Source organism: Salipiger thiooxidans, from assembly GCF_900102075.1.
In the GTDB taxonomy this organism is placed as follows: Bacteria; Pseudomonadota; Alphaproteobacteria; order Rhodobacterales; family Rhodobacteraceae; genus Salipiger; species Salipiger thiooxidans.
This window is the reverse complement of record NZ_FNAV01000005.1, coordinates 302,026-317,483: the sequence shown is the minus strand read 5'-3', so window position 1 is coordinate 317,483 and position 15,458 is coordinate 302,026. Positions and strand designations below refer to the sequence as shown.

General features: G+C 66.7%; 15 protein-coding genes. 5 read left to right on the top strand and 10 right to left on the bottom strand.

What is annotated here, in order from left to right; translation table 11 throughout:
• Window positions 1-233 precede the first annotated feature (233 nt).
• The 5 genes from BLQ77_RS09800 to BLQ77_RS09780 all read right to left on the bottom strand — a co-directional run bounded on the left by BLQ77_RS09800 (window position 234) and on the right by BLQ77_RS09780 (window position 4,567).
• Window positions 234-1,226, bottom strand: a complete 993-nt coding sequence (locus BLQ77_RS09800; RefSeq protein WP_207545830.1) for an ABC transporter substrate-binding protein — start codon at window positions 1,224-1,226, stop codon at window positions 234-236.
• 32 nt (window positions 1,227-1,258) lie between these two features.
• On the bottom strand, window positions 1,259-2,215 hold the full coding sequence (locus BLQ77_RS09795) for an ABC transporter permease (RefSeq protein WP_089958379.1): 957 nt from the start codon (window positions 2,213-2,215) through the stop codon (window positions 1,259-1,261).
• A complete protein-coding gene (locus BLQ77_RS09790; RefSeq protein ID WP_089958376.1) occupies window positions 2,212-3,075 on the bottom strand; it encodes an ABC transporter permease in 864 nt (287 codons plus the stop codon). The genes BLQ77_RS09795 and BLQ77_RS09790 overlap by 4 nt, the downstream gene beginning before the upstream one ends.
• Window positions 3,072-3,512, bottom strand: coding sequence for a GNAT family N-acetyltransferase (locus BLQ77_RS09785; protein ID WP_008886734.1), 441 nt, complete (start codon window positions 3,510-3,512; stop codon window positions 3,072-3,074). Before BLQ77_RS09785 ends, BLQ77_RS09790 begins: the two co-directional genes overlap by 4 nt.
• A 248-nt stretch (window positions 3,513-3,760) precedes the next feature.
• Window positions 3,761-4,567 carry an ABC transporter ATP-binding protein gene (locus tag BLQ77_RS09780; protein ID WP_089958374.1) on the bottom strand — a complete coding sequence of 269 codons (807 nt, stop codon included), beginning with the start codon at window positions 4,565-4,567 and terminating at the stop codon, window positions 3,761-3,763.
• 26 nt (window positions 4,568-4,593) lie between these two features.
• Here BLQ77_RS09780 and BLQ77_RS09775 point away from each other — a divergent pair, with 26 nt between their 5' ends.
• On the top strand, window positions 4,594-5,004 hold the full coding sequence (locus BLQ77_RS09775) for a cupin domain-containing protein (protein ID WP_089958372.1): 411 nt from the start codon (window positions 4,594-4,596) through the stop codon (window positions 5,002-5,004).
• A 7-nt stretch (window positions 5,005-5,011) separates the two neighbouring features.
• Here BLQ77_RS09775 and hydA read toward each other — a convergent pair whose 3' ends face one another.
• Together hydA and BLQ77_RS09765 are read right to left on the bottom strand one after the other, a co-directional pair.
• Window positions 5,012-6,466, bottom strand: coding sequence for a dihydropyrimidinase (hydA, locus tag BLQ77_RS09770; protein WP_089958370.1), 1,455 nt, complete (start codon window positions 6,464-6,466; stop codon window positions 5,012-5,014).
• A gap of 128 nt (window positions 6,467-6,594) precedes the next feature.
• Window positions 6,595-7,845 (bottom strand): Zn-dependent hydrolase, encoded by a 1,251-nt coding sequence (locus tag BLQ77_RS09765; protein WP_089958367.1) that lies wholly within the window; start codon window positions 7,843-7,845, stop codon window positions 6,595-6,597.
• A gap of 187 nt (window positions 7,846-8,032) precedes the next feature.
• Between BLQ77_RS09765 and BLQ77_RS09760 the strand changes: the two genes are divergently transcribed.
• Window positions 8,033-8,665, top strand: a complete 633-nt coding sequence (locus BLQ77_RS09760) for a TetR family transcriptional regulator C-terminal domain-containing protein (RefSeq protein ID WP_089958365.1) — start codon at window positions 8,033-8,035, stop codon at window positions 8,663-8,665.
• A 24-nt stretch (window positions 8,666-8,689) separates the two neighbouring features.
• On the top strand, window positions 8,690-8,947 hold the full coding sequence (locus BLQ77_RS09755) for a hypothetical protein (protein ID WP_089958362.1): 258 nt from the start codon (window positions 8,690-8,692) through the stop codon (window positions 8,945-8,947).
• A gap of 144 nt (window positions 8,948-9,091) precedes the next feature.
• Here BLQ77_RS09755 and preA read toward each other — a convergent pair whose 3' ends face one another.
• From preA to rpsD, 3 genes are all read right to left on the bottom strand, one after another.
• Entirely contained in the window at window positions 9,092-10,396 is a 1,305-nt protein-coding gene (gene preA, locus BLQ77_RS09750) for an NAD-dependent dihydropyrimidine dehydrogenase subunit PreA (protein WP_008886918.1), read from the bottom strand.
• Entirely contained in the window at window positions 10,389-11,723 is a 1,335-nt protein-coding gene (locus BLQ77_RS09745; protein WP_089958360.1) for an NAD(P)-dependent oxidoreductase, read from the bottom strand. Before BLQ77_RS09745 ends, preA begins: the two co-directional genes overlap by 8 nt.
• Window positions 11,724-11,912: 189 nt before the next feature.
• Window positions 11,913-12,533 (bottom strand): 30S ribosomal protein S4, encoded by a 621-nt coding sequence (gene rpsD / locus BLQ77_RS09740; protein ID WP_008886937.1) that lies wholly within the window; start codon window positions 12,531-12,533, stop codon window positions 11,913-11,915.
• Between the two features lie 364 nt (window positions 12,534-12,897).
• On the opposite strand from rpsD, the gene BLQ77_RS09735 reads away from it, so the two are divergent.
• Both BLQ77_RS09735 and BLQ77_RS09730 read left to right on the top strand, forming a co-directional pair.
• Window positions 12,898-13,701, top strand: coding sequence for an EAL domain-containing protein (locus tag BLQ77_RS09735; RefSeq protein ID WP_089958357.1), 804 nt, complete (start codon window positions 12,898-12,900; stop codon window positions 13,699-13,701).
• A 202-nt stretch (window positions 13,702-13,903) separates the two neighbouring features.
• Window positions 13,904-15,079 carry an acetyl-CoA C-acetyltransferase gene (locus BLQ77_RS09730; protein WP_089958354.1) on the top strand — a complete coding sequence of 392 codons (1,176 nt, stop codon included), beginning with the start codon at window positions 13,904-13,906 and terminating at the stop codon, window positions 15,077-15,079.
• The last annotated feature ends 379 nt before the right edge of the window (window positions 15,080-15,458 follow it).

Here is a 15,458-nt window from a genome sequence, read left to right as displayed (position 1 = left end):
CGGTTTCATCGCAACGTCACGCGCCTGTCACAGGGGCGGTCTACGAATCGCCGCGCGTAGGGAGCATTCCATCCCCAGTTTGGCGCAGCCCGTCCCCAACCTTGGCCGCGTCACCATTTTTAAGATTGATTATCAACAGAAAAGGGGGTGGCAGTTGCAGCCACCCCCTCATTCGTTTTGCCTCTGGCAGAGCCCGCCGCCGCCCCGGAGAGCGGCGACACGACCGGGGACCGTCACTTCAGCGCTTCATCCGTGATCGCGAGGGTCCATGCGGCGTCGCCCGGGTTCGCGGTGATCACCGGATCGGCGCCCGAGGACAGCAGCACGTCGACCGTACGCTCGAAGTCCGCCGGATCAAGCGCACCGTTCGAGCCCGCCGTCAGCTTGGCGATCTCGCCCATCATGCGCTTCTGGTGGACTTCGGTCTGGGCGCCGGTGGCGTCGTTCTCGAGCACGATGTCGGCCGCCTCGTCGGGGTTCTCCTCGGCGTATTTCCAGCCCTTCATCGAGGCGCGCACGAAGCGGACCAGCTTGTCGACCATCTCGGGGTCCTCAAGGTTCTCCTCGGTGGTGTAGAGCCCGTCCTCGAGCGTCGAGATGCCCTCGTCCTCGTACTTGAAGACCACGAGGTCATCCGGCGTGAGGCCCGCGTCGATCACCTGCCAGTACTCGTTGTAGGTCATGGTGGTGGCGCACTCGACCTGCTTCTGGAGCAGCGGATCGACGTTGAAATTGATCTTCTGAATGGTCACGCCGCCCTCGGAGCCGTCGGTGGCGTAGCCGAGCTTGGACATCCACGAATAGAGCGGCAGTTCGTTGCCGAAGAACCACGTGCCCAGCATGTGGCCGGGGAAGTCCGCGGGGGTCTCGATGCCGTGCTCCTTGAGGCAGGTGAGCATCAGGCCGGAGGATTTGAAGGGTTGGGCGATGTTGACGATGGGGGCGCCGTTCTCGCGCGCCGCAAGCGCCGAGGGCAGCCAGTCGACCATCACGTCGGCACCGCCGCCGAGCAGCACCTGCACCGGCGCGATGTCGGGACCGCCGGGCTTGATGGTGACGTCGAGATCCTCTTCCTCGTAGAACCCCTTGTCGGCGGCCACGTAGTAGCCCGCGAACTGGGCCTGCGTCACCCACTTGAGCTGCAGCGTCATCTCGTCCGCCGCGTGGGCCGCACCTGCGGCCAGCGACAGCGCCGCGAGGGCGCCCAGTCTGGTCAATGTTGTCATCGTTACCTCCGTGTTGGTTCTTGTCGTTGGTCCTAGTGTCCGTGGCCCCGCTGCGAGGGGTGCCAGAAGGTGACGGCCTTCTCGAGCAGCGCGATGGCGCCGTAGAAGGCCGAGCCCGCGATCGCGGCCACCACGATTTCAGCCCACACCAGGTCCAGCGCAAGCAGCCCGACGCTGGTGGAGATCCGGAAGCCCATGCCCCTGACGGGAGAGCCGAAGAATTCAGCGACGATGGCGCCGATCAGGGCCAGCGTGCTGGCGATCTTGAGCCCGTTGAAGATGAAAGGCATGGCGGCCGGCAGGCGCAACTTGAAGAGCGTCGTCCAGTAGCCGGCGGCATAGGTGCGCATCAGGTCGCGCTGCATGGCGCTGGTATCGTGCAACCCCTCGACAGTGTTCACCAGCATCGGGAAGAACACCATGACTACCACCACCGCCGCCTTCGACTGCCAGTCGAAGCCGAACCACATCACGAGGATCGGGGCGATGCCGATGATCGGCAGCGCCGCCACGAAGTTGCCGACCGGCAGCAGGCCGCGGCGCAGGAAGTCGAAGCGGTCGACCACCACCGCCGTCACCAGCGCCGCGACGCAGCCGATGACGAAGCCGCTCAGCGCGCCCTTGATCACGGTCTGGACGAAATCCTCCCAGAGGATCGGGAGCGAGTGCGAGAACCGCACCGCGATGGCCGAGGGCGGCGGCAGGATCACCGTCGAGACGCCGTAGCCCCGCACCGCTATCTCCCACATCGCCAGCAGCGTGAGCCCGAAGACCAGAGGAATGGCGAAGGCCTTGAAGCGCAAGACGCCGGGGCGCGCCGCCAGCCAGCTGTTGAGGAGCGTGCCGCCGATCCACACCGCGAACAGCGCCAGCGTCACCAGCGCGGTGCCCACGCCCGAGGACACGAGCCCCTTGGCCACGAGGGCGACCCCCAGCGCGATCTGGAAGGCCACCAGCGGCGCGCGCGAGACCAGCGCCCGCGCAGTCATCGGTCCAGCCCCATGCGCCGCAGCGTGACCCGCTGCAGCACGCCGATCAGCCCGACCATGGCAGCCGCGACCGCAGCCGCCATGAAGAGCGCCGACCAGATCTGGATGGTCTGGCCGTAGTAGCTGCCCGCCAGCAGGCGCGCGCCCAGCCCTGCCACGGCACCAGTGGGCAGTTCGCCCACGATGGCGCCGACGAGGCTCGCGGCCATGGCAATCTTCAGCGAGGCGAAGAGGTAGGGCATCGACGATGGCAGGCGCAGCTTGACGAACTCCTGCGCGCTGGTGGCATTCCACGTGCGCATCTGGTCGAGCTGCATCGCCGAGGGCGAGCGCAGCCCCTTCACCATGCCCACGACCACCGGGAAGAAGCTCAGGTACATCGAGATCACCGCCTTGGGCAGCAGACCCGAGACGCCCACCGCGTTCAGCACCACGATGATCATCGGCGCGATGGCAAGGATCGGGATGGTCTGGCTGGCGATGACCCAGGGCATGACGCTCATGTCCATGACACGGATGTAGACGATGCCCACCGCCAGCGCGAACCCGAGCGCGGTGCCGAGCCCGAAGCCCGCCAGCGTCGCCGAGAGCGTCACCCAGGCGTGGTAGACGAGGCTGCGCTTCGAGGTCACGCTCTTCTCGACCGTGGTCTCCCAGAGCTCGGTGACGACCTGGTGCGGTGCGGGCAGCTTCGGCTTGTCCTGGCTCCAGGTGTCGACCACCAGCTCCGCAGCCCCGAGCTCGCGGTCCTGCCGCGCGGCCATGTCCCGCGCCCAGGGCGCGTTGAGCCAGACCGCGGCCGCGTACCAGATCGCGACGATCACCGCGACGACGGTCAGCACGGGCACGACAGCTCTCAACGGTGCCACTCCATGCGGATCTCGGGGACGGTCTCGGGCGGGTCGGGCATGATCTCGCCGCCGACGGGTTCGAAGCCCTCACGGCGATAGAAGCGCTGCGCCCCGAGGTTCGGGACGTTGGTGTGGAGCCAGAGGAAATCCCGGCCTTCCTTGGCGCGGTCCATCAGCGCCTTGCCGCAGCCTTCCCCGGTGCGCGAGCAATAGAGCGCCCCGATCTTCGACACCCTCGGATCGAGCGACAGGTAGGCCTCGATCGGATCGCCGAGCACCCAGATGTTGCGGTCCGGAAGCGCCGTGCGGATGATATCCTCGATATCGGATGGCGGCATGGATCTTGGCATCCAGGTGGTCTCGTCGATCCAGCGGTTGAGCACCGCCGCGATCCCCGGGACATCATCCGGCCCTGCGAGCCGGGGGCTGTGCTGCACTGTGTTCATGCCGATCCTCCCCATGCCTTCATCTTTCCTCGAATACTCGACCGGAATAGCGGCGACAGAAAAGAAAATTCGAATGTTTTCGGGAAGATGAAGGCGTCTTTCCGTATCCTGAAATTCGAAACAGGCCGGAGAACCGGTGGCGCTGAAGGCTGGAACGCGCGCCAGCCGCCCGCGCCCATCGCTGGCGCGCCACCGGCGGCCGGAAAGCGCCAGGGGCTTGCCTTGCCGCAACGAAAGGGGCGCACGGCTCAGTCATAGGCGTGCCCCGCCCGCAGCCCCTCGCGCACGCGGTGGGCGATTTCCAGGAACTCCGGCGTGTCGCGGATGTCGAGCGGGCGCTCGCGCGGGAGCGTGCTTTCGATGACGTCGGTGATGCGCCCCGGACGCGGCGACATCACCACGATCTTGGTGCTCAGGTAGACCGCCTCGGGGATAGAGTGGGTGACGAAGCAGATTGTCTTCTGCGTCCGCGCCCAGAGCGCCAGAAGCTGCTCGTTCAGGTGGTCGCGTACGATCTCGTCCAACGCGCCGAAGGGCTCGTCCATCAGCAGGATGTCGGCCTCGAAGGCCAGCGCCCGGGCGATGGAGGCGCGCTGCTGCATGCCGCCCGACAGCTGCCACGGATATTTCTTCTCGAACCCGGCGAGGTCGACCAGCGCCAGGACCTCCTTCACCCGTTCGGCCTGCACGCGCTTGTCGTAGCCCATGATCTCGAGCGGCAGGCGGATGTTGCCGCCGATGGTGCGCCACGGGTAAAGCCCCGCCGCCTGGAAGACGTAGCCGTAGGCACGGGCCTTGCGCGCTTCTTCGGGCGTAACGCCGTTCACCAGGACGGTGCCCGACGTGGGCTGCTCGAGATCGGCCATGACCCGCAGGAAGGTGGTCTTGCCGCAGCCCGAGGGCCCGATGAAGGAGACGAAGTCGCCCTTCCCCACCTCGAGGTTCACGTCCCTCAGCGCGTGCACCGGCCCGTCGTTGGTCTCGAAGGTCAGGTTGAGCGCGCTGGCGGAGATCACGGTTGACGCAGCGGCGGGTTTCGGAGTGCCATCCATCATGCCGCAGCCTCCGGAAGGACAGTGCCATGACCGAAACGCCCGCCCGTTGCCGCAAGCTTCGCCCCGGAGAGAGCTACGCGGGAAAGCAGGGGTTCAACTACCTCGAAGGCATCTCGCGCGAGACCAGCGGCGCGCTGGGGATCTGCATGCACGTGCTGCGCATCCCGCCCGGCGGCCGCGCCAAAGCCCACATGCACGAAAGCCACGAGACCGCGATCTACGTGATCGAGGGCAGCGCCGTCATGTACTGGGGCCCTGAGCTCGAGAACATGATGGAGACCACCGCCGGCGATCTCGTCTACATTCCCGCCGGAGTGCCCCACCTGCCGATCAACACCGGCAACGTCGAGGTGGTGAGCGTTCTCGCCCGCACCGACCCGCACGAGCAGGAGAGCGTCGTCCTTCTGCCCGAACTCGAGCGTTTCGTTCCGCAGTAGGGACAAGTCAGACTCCGCTCGCAGGGATCCCCGACCGCTGCACCGGGCGCGGCGCGGTCAGTTCCTTCCACGACGAGAGCGCCCGGCTCACCGCCCCGGCGGGCTCGCGCTTGACGAACTTGCCGTGGCCTTCCTCGGTCTTCATCTCGCCGTCCATGACCGCAACCTTGCCGCGGGTCAGCACGAAGCGCGGCAGGCCCCTGACCTCCTTGCCCTCGAAGACGTTGTAGTCGATGGCCGACTGCTGCGAGGCGGCGGAGATGGTCTTGGACTTCTCCGGGTCGAGCACCACGATATCGGCATCCGCGCCCACGAGAATCGCGCCCTTGGTCGGGTAGCAATTGAGGATCTTGGCGATGTTGGTCGAGGTGACCGCGACGAACTCTTCCTTGGTCAGCCGCCCGGTGCCCACGCCATAGGTCCAGAGCATCGGGATCCGGTCCTCGAGCCCGCCGGTGCCGTTCGGGATCTTGGTGAAATCGCCGACGCCATAGCGCTTCTGGTCGGTGGTGAAGGCGCAGTGGTCCGTCGCCACGCAGGACAGCGAGCCCGACGCGAGGCCGTTCCACAGGCTGTCCTGATGCATCTTGTTGCGGAACGGCGGCGACATCACCCGGCGCGCGGCGTGGTCCCAGTCCTTGTCGAAATACTCGCTTTCGTCGAGAGTCAGGTGCTGGATCAGCGGTTCACCCCAGACCCGCTTGCCCTGCATACGGGCGCGGCGGATGGCCTCGTGGCTGTCCTCGCAGGAGACGTGCACCACGTAGAGCGGCACGCCCGCCATGTCGGCAATCATGATGGCGCGGTTGGTGGCCTCGCCCTCGACCTGCGGCGGCCGGGAATAGGCGTGGCCCTCGGGCCCGTTGTTGCCCGCCGCCAGCAGCTTGGCCGACAGCTCCGCCACCACGTCGCCGTTCTCGGCATGGACCAGCGGGATGGCGCCCAGCTCGGCGCAACGCTGGAACGAGGCGTAGAGCTCGTCGTCGTTCACCATCAGCGCGCCCTTGTAGGCCATGAAGTGCTTGAAGGTGTTGATGCCGCGTTCCCGGACCACGGCCTCCATCTCGTTGAAGACCTGCTCCGACCACCAGGTGATCGCCATATGGAAGGAATAGTCGCAGTTGGCGCGGGTCGACTTGTTGTCCCACATCTGCAGCGCGTCGAGCAGCCCCTGCCCCGGCGACGGCAGCGCGAAATCCACCACCATGGTGGTGCCGCCCGCCAGCGCCGCGCGGGTTCCGCTTTCGAAATCGTCCGAGGAATAGGTGCCCATGAACGGCATCTCGAGATGGGTGTGCGGGTCGATCCCGCCCGGCATCACGTAGCAGCCGGTGGCGTCGAGCACCTCGTCGCCCTTCAGGTCCGGGCCGATCCCGACGATCTTGCCGCCCTCGACGAGAACGTCCGCCTCGTAGCTGTAATCCGCGGTGACAACCGTGCCGCCCTTGATGACTGTGGTCATTTGCTTGCTCCCTCGACCAGAGCGCTCCCCGGTCTTCTACTGGCCTGAAATACCCGGGGGTCGCCGTCGTGGCGCCATCGCTTCAAGCCCGATGGCGACGGGCTGTCCCCCGGTTTCGTCGTCTCAGATCACTCCACGATCTCCGCCGTCTCGAGCACCGCCCGGAACAGGACCTCCGCCCCGGCCGTGGCCCAGTCCTTTGAAATCTCCTCGGCCTCGTTGTGCGAGATGCCCTTCACGCAGGGGCACATGACCATGGTCGCGGGCGCGACCTTGGCCGCCCAGCAGGCGTCGTGACCCGCGCCGGAGATCAGGTTCATATGCGAATAGCCCAGCTCCTCGGCCGCCTTGCGCACATTGCCGACAAGCTCGGGATCGAAGGTCACCGGGTCGAAGTGGCCCACCGCCTCGACCGCGCAGCCGACGCCGATTTCGTCGCAGATCGCCGCGGCGCGCGTCTCGATCTCGGCGCGCATGCCGTCGAGCTTGGCCTGGTCGGGCGAGCGGATGTCGACGGTGAACACCACCGTCCCCGGCAGCACGTTGCGCGAGTTGGGCGAGAACTGCATCTGGCCCACGCCGCCCACGGCGCCGGGCAGCGCCGCCATCGCGACCTCCTGCACCGTCTCGAGGATCCGCGCCATGGCGAGCCCCGCGTTCACCCGCATCTCCATCGGCGTCGAGCCGGTGTGGGCCTCGCGCCCGGTGAGGGTGAACTCCAGCCACCATAGCCCCTGGCAATGGGTGACGACGCCGATGTCCTTGCCCTCGGCCTCGAGGATCGGGCCCTGCTCGATGTGCAGCTCGTAATAGGCGTGCATCTTGCGCGCGCCCACCTCCTCGTCGCCCTTCCAGCCGATGCGTTCGAGCTCGGCGCCGTAGGTCTTGCCCTCGAGATCCTTGCGCCCGTAGGCGTAATCCTGGCTGTGCACCCCGGCGAAGACGCCCGAGGCCAGCATCGCGGGCGCAAAGCGGGCGCCCTCCTCGTTGGCCCAGTTGACCACCACGATCGGGTGCTTCGTCCTGATGCCCAGATCATTCATCGAGCGCACCGCCTCGAGCGCGCCGAGCACGCCCAGCACGCCGTCGTACTTGCCGCCCGTGGGTTGCGTGTCGAGGTGGCTGCCCACGTAGACCGGAAGCGCATCGGGGTCGGTGCCCTCGCGCGTCATGAACATGGTGCCCATGGTGTCGACGCCCATGCTCAGCCCTGCGTCGTCGCACCAGGACTTGAAGAGCGCGCGGCCCTCGGCATCCTCGTCGGTGAGTGTCTGGCGGTTGTTGCCGCCCGCGACGCCCGGCCCGATCTTGGCCATGTCCATGAGGCTGTCCCATAGCCGGTCGCCGTCGATCCGGAGGTTCTCTCCCGATATCGCCATCTTGCTTCCCCTGCGGTCTGCTGTTTTTCCGGGCCGGGCTCCCGTCCGGCGCGCCTGTTTTTTACCATTTGGTAAAGGCACGATTGCAACGCCCCCGGAACGAGTCAAGAATTGTCTGACGGGGGCGGCACGGAATGCAGGCGGTATGCCGGCGCCTCTGCCCGAAATTTGAGCGGAGAAGGAGTGCATGGCAGACGGTGCCGTAAAGAAGCCGAGTCGCATCCAGCTGCGCAACCGTAAGAAGATCATGACCGCCGCGCTGGAGGTGTTCTCGCAGCACGGCTACAGGGGCGCCACGCTGGACCAGATCGCCGAGGCGGCGGGCATGTCCAAACCGAACCTGATCTATTACTTCGACGGCAAGGAGGCGATCCACGTCGCCGTCCTCAACGCGCTGATGGACGAATGGCTGGCGCCGCTGGCCGAGATGGACCCGGACGGCGACCCGCTGCAGGAGATCCTCGGCTACATCCGCCGCAAGATGGAGATGAGCCGCAAGTACCCGCGCGAAAGCCGGCTCTTCGCCAACGAGATCCTGCAGGGCGCGCCCCGCATGGCGCCGCACCTGGAATCCACGCTGAAGCCGCTTTTCGAGGAGAAATGCGCGCTGATCGAGGGCTGGGCCGCGGATGGCCGGCTGGCACAGACCGACGCGCGGCAGCTGGTGCTGTCGATCTGGGCCATCACCCAGCACTACGCGGATTTCGAGGCGCAGATCCGGGTGCTTGTCCCGGACGAGAGCGGCGGCTGGGCCGATGCCAACGCCCATGTGGAGCAGCTGTTCCGCAAGCTTCTGACGCCCGCGGAAACCAGCGATTAACCAGAATCGCCGGATGCTTCCGGCATGAGACCAGAGCCCGACCGCTTCTCACCCCCTCCCGCCCCTGACCGTGCCCGCAGCCATGCCTGGCAGGCGCGCCTCTTCTCTGCCATGGCGATGCGCGACGGCGGCGTGGTGCGGCGCAGCAAGCAGGATGTGGAGCGGGAAATGGGGTACGAGGCGCTGCGGGCGGCGGTCCGCGCGCGGGGTTTCCACCTGCTGGAATGCGGCGACCATTACCTCGTGGTCTGCACCGCCCGCCGGATGCGCATCCACCGCTGAGGCATAAGCTCTCTGCCCCCTGCCCCGTCCGGCACGACGCGGTGGGCGATGCCCGGTCTCAAGACGACGCCGGGCCGCGGCGTTGCGCGGCCCGGCCCTTCTCATGATCCGGTCAAACGACGGCGGGCACGAGGCCCCCGCGCCTCACTCCGCGGCCTTTAGCGCCATCGGGTTGTTGGGGTGCGTGGTCCAATCGGCGGGCTCGGCCTGCACGACGCGGCCCGTGCGCGGGTCGATCGCTCCGGCCTCCATGCGCTCCATGGTGATGCAGCCCTCGATGGGACAGACGTTCACGCAAAGGTTGCAGGCCACGCATTCGTCGTCCTTGACCGTGAAGACCCGGTCCTCGGACATGTCAATGGCCTGGTGCGAGGTGTCCTCGCAGGCGGCATAGCAGCGCCCGCACGAGATGCAGGCATCCTGGTCGATCCTGGCCTTGGAGATGTAGTTGAGGTTGAGGTGCTGCCAGTCGCTGACGTTGGGCACCGCGCGCCCGATCAGGTCGGAAAGCGCGATCTCCTTCTCGTCGAGGTACTGCGACAGCCCCGAGATCATCTCCTGCACCACCTTGAAGCCATAGGTCATTGCGGCGGTGCAGACCTGCACGTTGCCCGCGCCCAGAGCCATGAACTCGGCCGCGTCCTTCCACGTGGTCACGCCGCCGATGCCCGAGATCGGCAGGCCACGCATCTCGGGCGAGCGGGCGATCTCGGCCACCATGTTGAGCGCGATGGGCTTCACCGCCGGGCCGCAATAGCCACCGTGCGCGCCCTTGCCGTCGATGGTGGGCTCGGGCGCAAAGAGGTCGAGGTCGACCGAGGTGATCGAGTTGATGGTGTTGATCAGCGACACCGCATCGGCACCGCCCGCATGGGCCGCCATGGCGGGTTTGCGGATGTCGGTGATGTTGGGCGTGAGCTTCACGATGCAGGGCATGCGCGTGTACTGCTTTACCCAGCGGGTCACCATCTCGATGTACTCTGGCACCTGCCCCACCGCCGAGCCCATGCCGCGCTCGGACATGCCGTGCGGACAGCCGAAGTTGAGCTCGACGCCGTCGGCGCCGGTGTCTTCGACCAGCGGCAGGATCGCCTTCCACGCCTCTTCGGTGCAGGGCACCATGATCGAGGCCACCAGCGCGCGGTCGGGGTAGTCGCGCTTGACCGATTTCATCTCGCGCAGGTTCACCTCGAGCGGGCGGTCGGTGATAAGCTCGATGTTGTTGAGCCCGAGCAGCCGCCGGTCAGCGCCCCAGATCGCGCCGTAGCGCGGGCCGTTCACATTGACGACCGGCGGGCCTTCCTCACCCAGCGTCTTCCACACGACGCCGCCCCAGCCCGCCTCGTAGGCGCGGCGGACGTTGTACTCCTTGTCGGTCGGAGGCGCCGAGGCCAGCCAGAACGGGTTGGGTGACTTGATGCCAATGAAGTTCGACGAAAGATCAGCCATTTGCTTGCTCCATCAGGCTGGCATGGATGTCCTCTGCCGCGTCGCGGCCCTCGGCCACGGCGGTCACCGTCAGATCGTCGCCCCCGGAAGCGCAGTCGCCGCCGGCCCAGACCCCGGGCACCGAGGTGCGGCCGGTCCCGTCCACCGCGATCTTGCGGCCCTCGAGCTCGGGCAGCCCGTCGCCGGTGAGGGTCTGCCCGATGGCGCGGAAGACCTGGTCGGCGGGAAGCCGGAACCGCTCGCCCGTCGGGGCGAGGTCGTCGGCGGTGAACTCGAACTCGAGCTCACGCACCGAGCCGTTGCCATGCACCGCGACCGGCGAGGCGTTACAGATGATCCGCACGCCCCTGGCCTGCGCCAGCTCCTGCTCGTAGGGCGAGGCGGCCATGCGTTCCTGCGAGCGGCGGTAGACGATGGTGACGTTGAGCGCGCCCAGCAGCTTCGACTGCAGCGCGGCGTCGACCGCGGTCATGCCGCCGCCGATCACCACCACGTCGCGACCCACCGGCAGCGCCGCCAGATCGGAGGCCTGCCGCAGGTCGGCGATGAACGAGACCGCGTCGCCGACGCCCGCCTTGTCGTCGCCCTCGACGCCCAGCGCGTTCACCCCGCCGAGCCCGAGCCCGAGGAACACCGCGTCATACTCGGCCTGCAGCGACCCGAGCGTCACGTCGCGGCCCAGCGCCACGCCGCTCTGCAGCTCGATGCCGCCGATCTGCATCAGCCACTCGACCTCGCGCGCGGCGAAGTTCTCGGTGCTCTTGTAAGCGGCGATGCCGTATTCGTTGAGCCCGCCGGGCTTGGGCCGCGCGTCCATCAGGACCACGTCGTGCCCCATCATCGCAAGCCGGTGTGCGCAGGCGAGCCCCGCCGGCCCCGCGCCCACAACCGCGATGCGCTTGCCGGTCGGCGCGTCGCGCTCGAACGGATGTACGTCGGCGGCCATCAGCGTGTCGGTGGCGTAGCGTTGAAGACGGCCGATCTCGACCGGCTTGCCCTCGGCCACCTCGCGCACGCAGACCTCTTCGCAGAGCGTCTCTGTCGGGCAGACCCGGGCGCACATCCCGCCAAGGATGTTCTGCGACAGGATCGTCCGCGCCGCGGCCTCGGGCGTGCCGGTGGCGATCTGCCGGATGAAGAGCGGGATGTCGATCGTCGTGGGACAGGCCGTCGCGCAGGGTGCGTCGTGGCAGAAGTAGCAGCGGTCCGCCGCCACCAGCGCCTCGTGATCGTCGAGCGGCGGATGCAGGTCCGCGAACCCCGCCTCGATCAGAGCCTTGTCCATCCGTCCCGGCACGATGCCCGGAACCAGAGCCTTCACATCCATCGGTCGCCTCCCGCTGCCATGTCTGATGGGGAAAGCGTTCCATAGGTCAATTTTTTTATCAATCGGTAAAATATCTGAGGGCCGTCCGGCACGACCCCCGCGCCCAATAATCGGGCACCCGTCCGGCAAACGAAAAAGGCCGCCCCGGATGGGACGGCCTCTTCCGATTGGAAAGCGCAGGAATGAAGATCAGTTCTGCGCGTAGAATTCGATGACCAGGTTCGGTTCCATCTGCACCGGGTACGGCACGTCTGCGAGGCCCGGCATGCGCACGAAGGTCGCGGTCATCTTGGAGTGGTCCACCTCGAGGTAGTCCGGAACGTCGCGCTCGGGAAGCTGTGCGGCTTCCAGCACGAGAGCCATCTGCTTGGACTTCTCGCGGACCTCGATGACGTCACCCTCTTTCACGCGGTAGGAGGGGATGTTCACGCGCTGGCCGTTCACGAGCACGTGGCCGTGGTTCACGAACTGGCGGGCAGCGAAGACGGTCGGCACGAACTTGGCGCGGTAGACGACGGCGTCGAGACGGCGCTCGAGCAGGCCGATGAGCAGCTCACCGGTGTCGCCCTTGATACGCTCTGCTTCGCCGAAGATGCGACGGAACTGCTTCTCGGTCAGGTCGCCGTAGTAGCCCTTGAGCTTCTGCTTGGCGCGGAGCTGCAGACCGAAGTCCGAGAGCTTGCCCTTGCGGCGCTGGCCGTGCTGGCCGGGGCCGTATTCGCGGCGGTTGACCGGGGACTTCGGACGGCCCCAGATGTTCTCGCCCATACGGCGGTCGATTTTGTACTTGGCAGACGTGCGTTTGGTCACGGCTGATCTCCTTCGCTCTAGGTTTCGAAGGGCGTTGTCCTCTCTCCGGATTTGGCCGAAGCGACAGGGCATCCCCTTGCGGGGGCCACCAACACCAATGAAGCGGCGCTTATATGCGCTTTCCCGGGGGAGTCAACACCCTGTTCCCCACCGGGGACAGGCACGATCCGGGCCCGCCTTTACCTGCGATTAAGCGGCGTCGGGCAGAGTGGCGCGACACCCGCTCCGCTTCGGCCGGGGCCGCTGCGGAATCGTGGTGTAGATCGGACCGGGCATCATGCCGGATACCGGGGCTCACAGCAGGAACGCGCGACCGACAGCAAAGCTGCGGCCACGCACAAGGACCCTATTGGACCATATCGCTATGCATGGCCAGAACCCACTGGATATGGCGCTCGCCCGGCGCGACAGCAGGATGCTTCACACGGTGCGCGAGGCCATCGCGCATGGCGACGTGCTGCTGGCGTTCCAGCCGGTGGTGCAGGCGCGCGAGCCCGCGCTTGCAGCCTTCCACGAGGGGCTGGTCCGGGTGCTCGACGAGACCGGGCGCATCGTCCCTGCGAGCGAATTCATCCCGCTGATCGAGGACACCGAGCACGGGCGCATCCTCGACTGCATCGCGCTGGAAAGGGGGCTGGCCGAGCTCGCCTCCGAACCCGGGCTGCGGCTGTCGCTGAACATGTCGGCCCGCTCCATCGGCTACCGCAAGTGGACCGAGACGCTGCACCGCGGCCTGTCGGGGGATCCGACCGTCGCCGAGCGGCTGATTCTCGAGATCACCGAATCGTCGGCGATGCTGGTGCCCGAGCTGGTGATCAGCTTCATGGACGACCTGCAGCGGCAGGGCATTTCCTTCGCGATGGACGATTTCGGTGCCGGCTACACCGCCCTGCGCCATTTCAAGGAGTTCAACTTCGACATCCTAAAGATCGACGGCCAGTTCATCACCGGCATCGCCCACGACCCCGACAACCAGGTGATGACCCGCGCCATTGCTTCGATCGCCGAGCAGTTCGACCTCTTCACCGTGGCCGAATCGGTCGAGAACGCGAGCGACGCGCAGTACCTGACCGCGATCGGAATCGACTGCCTGCAGGGCTATTACTACGGCGCCCCCACCGTCAGCCCGACATGGCGCGACGACGCCTCCAAACGCGCCAGCGCCTGAGTCGAACGGCTCCGCGGCCCCCGCGATACACCGCCGTCGGGATTTTGCGCTAGCATTTGCGCTACCAGAGCGTGTTTTCCGCAACCTCCCCCTGTCCCCTGCCTCAGCGGCACGCTATGAACGATGGGCAAGATCAAGGAGGGCGGCCTTTGACCGATGATCTGGCCTCCCGCGTTTCGTTCTGCTTGGAGGACTAAAATCCATGACCAATGTCGTCATCGCATCCGCGGCCCGTACCGCCGTCGGCAGTTTCGGGGGAAGCTTCGCCAACACCCCGGCGCATGATCTCGGCGCCGCCGTGCTCGAAGCACTGGTTGCACGCGCCGGCATCGAAAAGGGAGAGGTTTCGGAAACCATCCTCGGGCAGGTGCTGACCGCCGCCCAGGGCCAGAACCCGGCCCGTCAGGCCCACATCAACGCCGGCCTTCCCAAGGAAAGCGCCGCCTGGAGCATCAACCAGGTCTGCGGCTCGGGCCTGCGCACCGTGGCGCTGGCGGCACAGCACATCATGCTGGGCGATGCCGACATCGTCTGCGCCGGCGGGCAGGAGAACATGTCCATGTCGCCCCACGCGCAGAACCTGCGCAACGGCTACAAGATGGGTGACGTCACCTACATCGATACCATGATCCGCGATGGCCTCTGGGACGCCTTCAACGGCTACCACATGGGCCAGACCGCCGAGAACGTCGCGCAGCAGTGGCAGATCAGCCGCGAGATGCAGGACGAGTTCGCGCTGGCCTCGCAGAACAAGGCCGAGGCCGCCCAGACCGCCGGCAAGTTCGACGACGAGGTGATCCCCTACACCATCAAGACCCGCAAGGGCGAGATCGTGGTGAACAAGGACGAGTACATCCGTCACGGTGCCACCATCGAGAACATGCAGAAACTCCGCCCGGCCTTCAGCAAGGATGGCTCGGTCACCGCGGGCAACGCATCGGGCATCAACGACGGCGCAGCCGGCGTGCTGCTGATGTCGGCCGAGAACGCCGCGAAACGCGGCATCGAGCCGATCGCGCGCATCGCCTCCTACGCCACCGCCGGTCTCGACCCGTCGATCATGGGCGTGGGCCCGATCTACGCGTCGCGCAAGGCGCTGGAAAAGGCCGGCTGGACGGTCGATGACCTTGACCTGGTCGAGGCCAACGAGGCCTTCGCCGCACAGGCCTGTGCCGTGAACAAGGACATGGGCTGGGATCCGTCTATCGTGAACGTGAACGGCGGCGCCATCGCCATCGGTCACCCGATCGGGGCCTCCGGTGCGCGCGTGCTCAACACCCTGCTCTTCGAGATGAAGCGCCGCGACGCCAAGAAAGGCCTCGCCACGCTCTGCATCGGCGGCGGCATGGGCGTTGCGCTCTGCGTGGAACGCGACTGACAGAACGGGACCGGGGGGCGATGAGCCCCCCGGGCACTCTCACATGACCAGAGCTTGCGAAGACCCGGCGCGGATCGTCCCCATTGGCGAAACCCCGCCCTGTTCTCGGAAGGTCCGGGTCATTCCGCATCTCCCCTTTCACCCTCAAGCTCAGGACCCGGTCGCCGGCCCCCGCCGCGCGGCGCGCAAGGACATGCCCACGGCGCACTGCTCTCCGGAGCGGTTTCACGGATCCGCAGAAAGTGCCGGGTACACCGGACGAGACAAAAGCGGGCGGCCAGCCCTCTTTGACTAAGTTGGACGATACAGAGCAACATTGTTGCGCGATCACGAATTGATAAGTAACGATGTTTCCAAAGACGATCTGCCAGAACGGAGG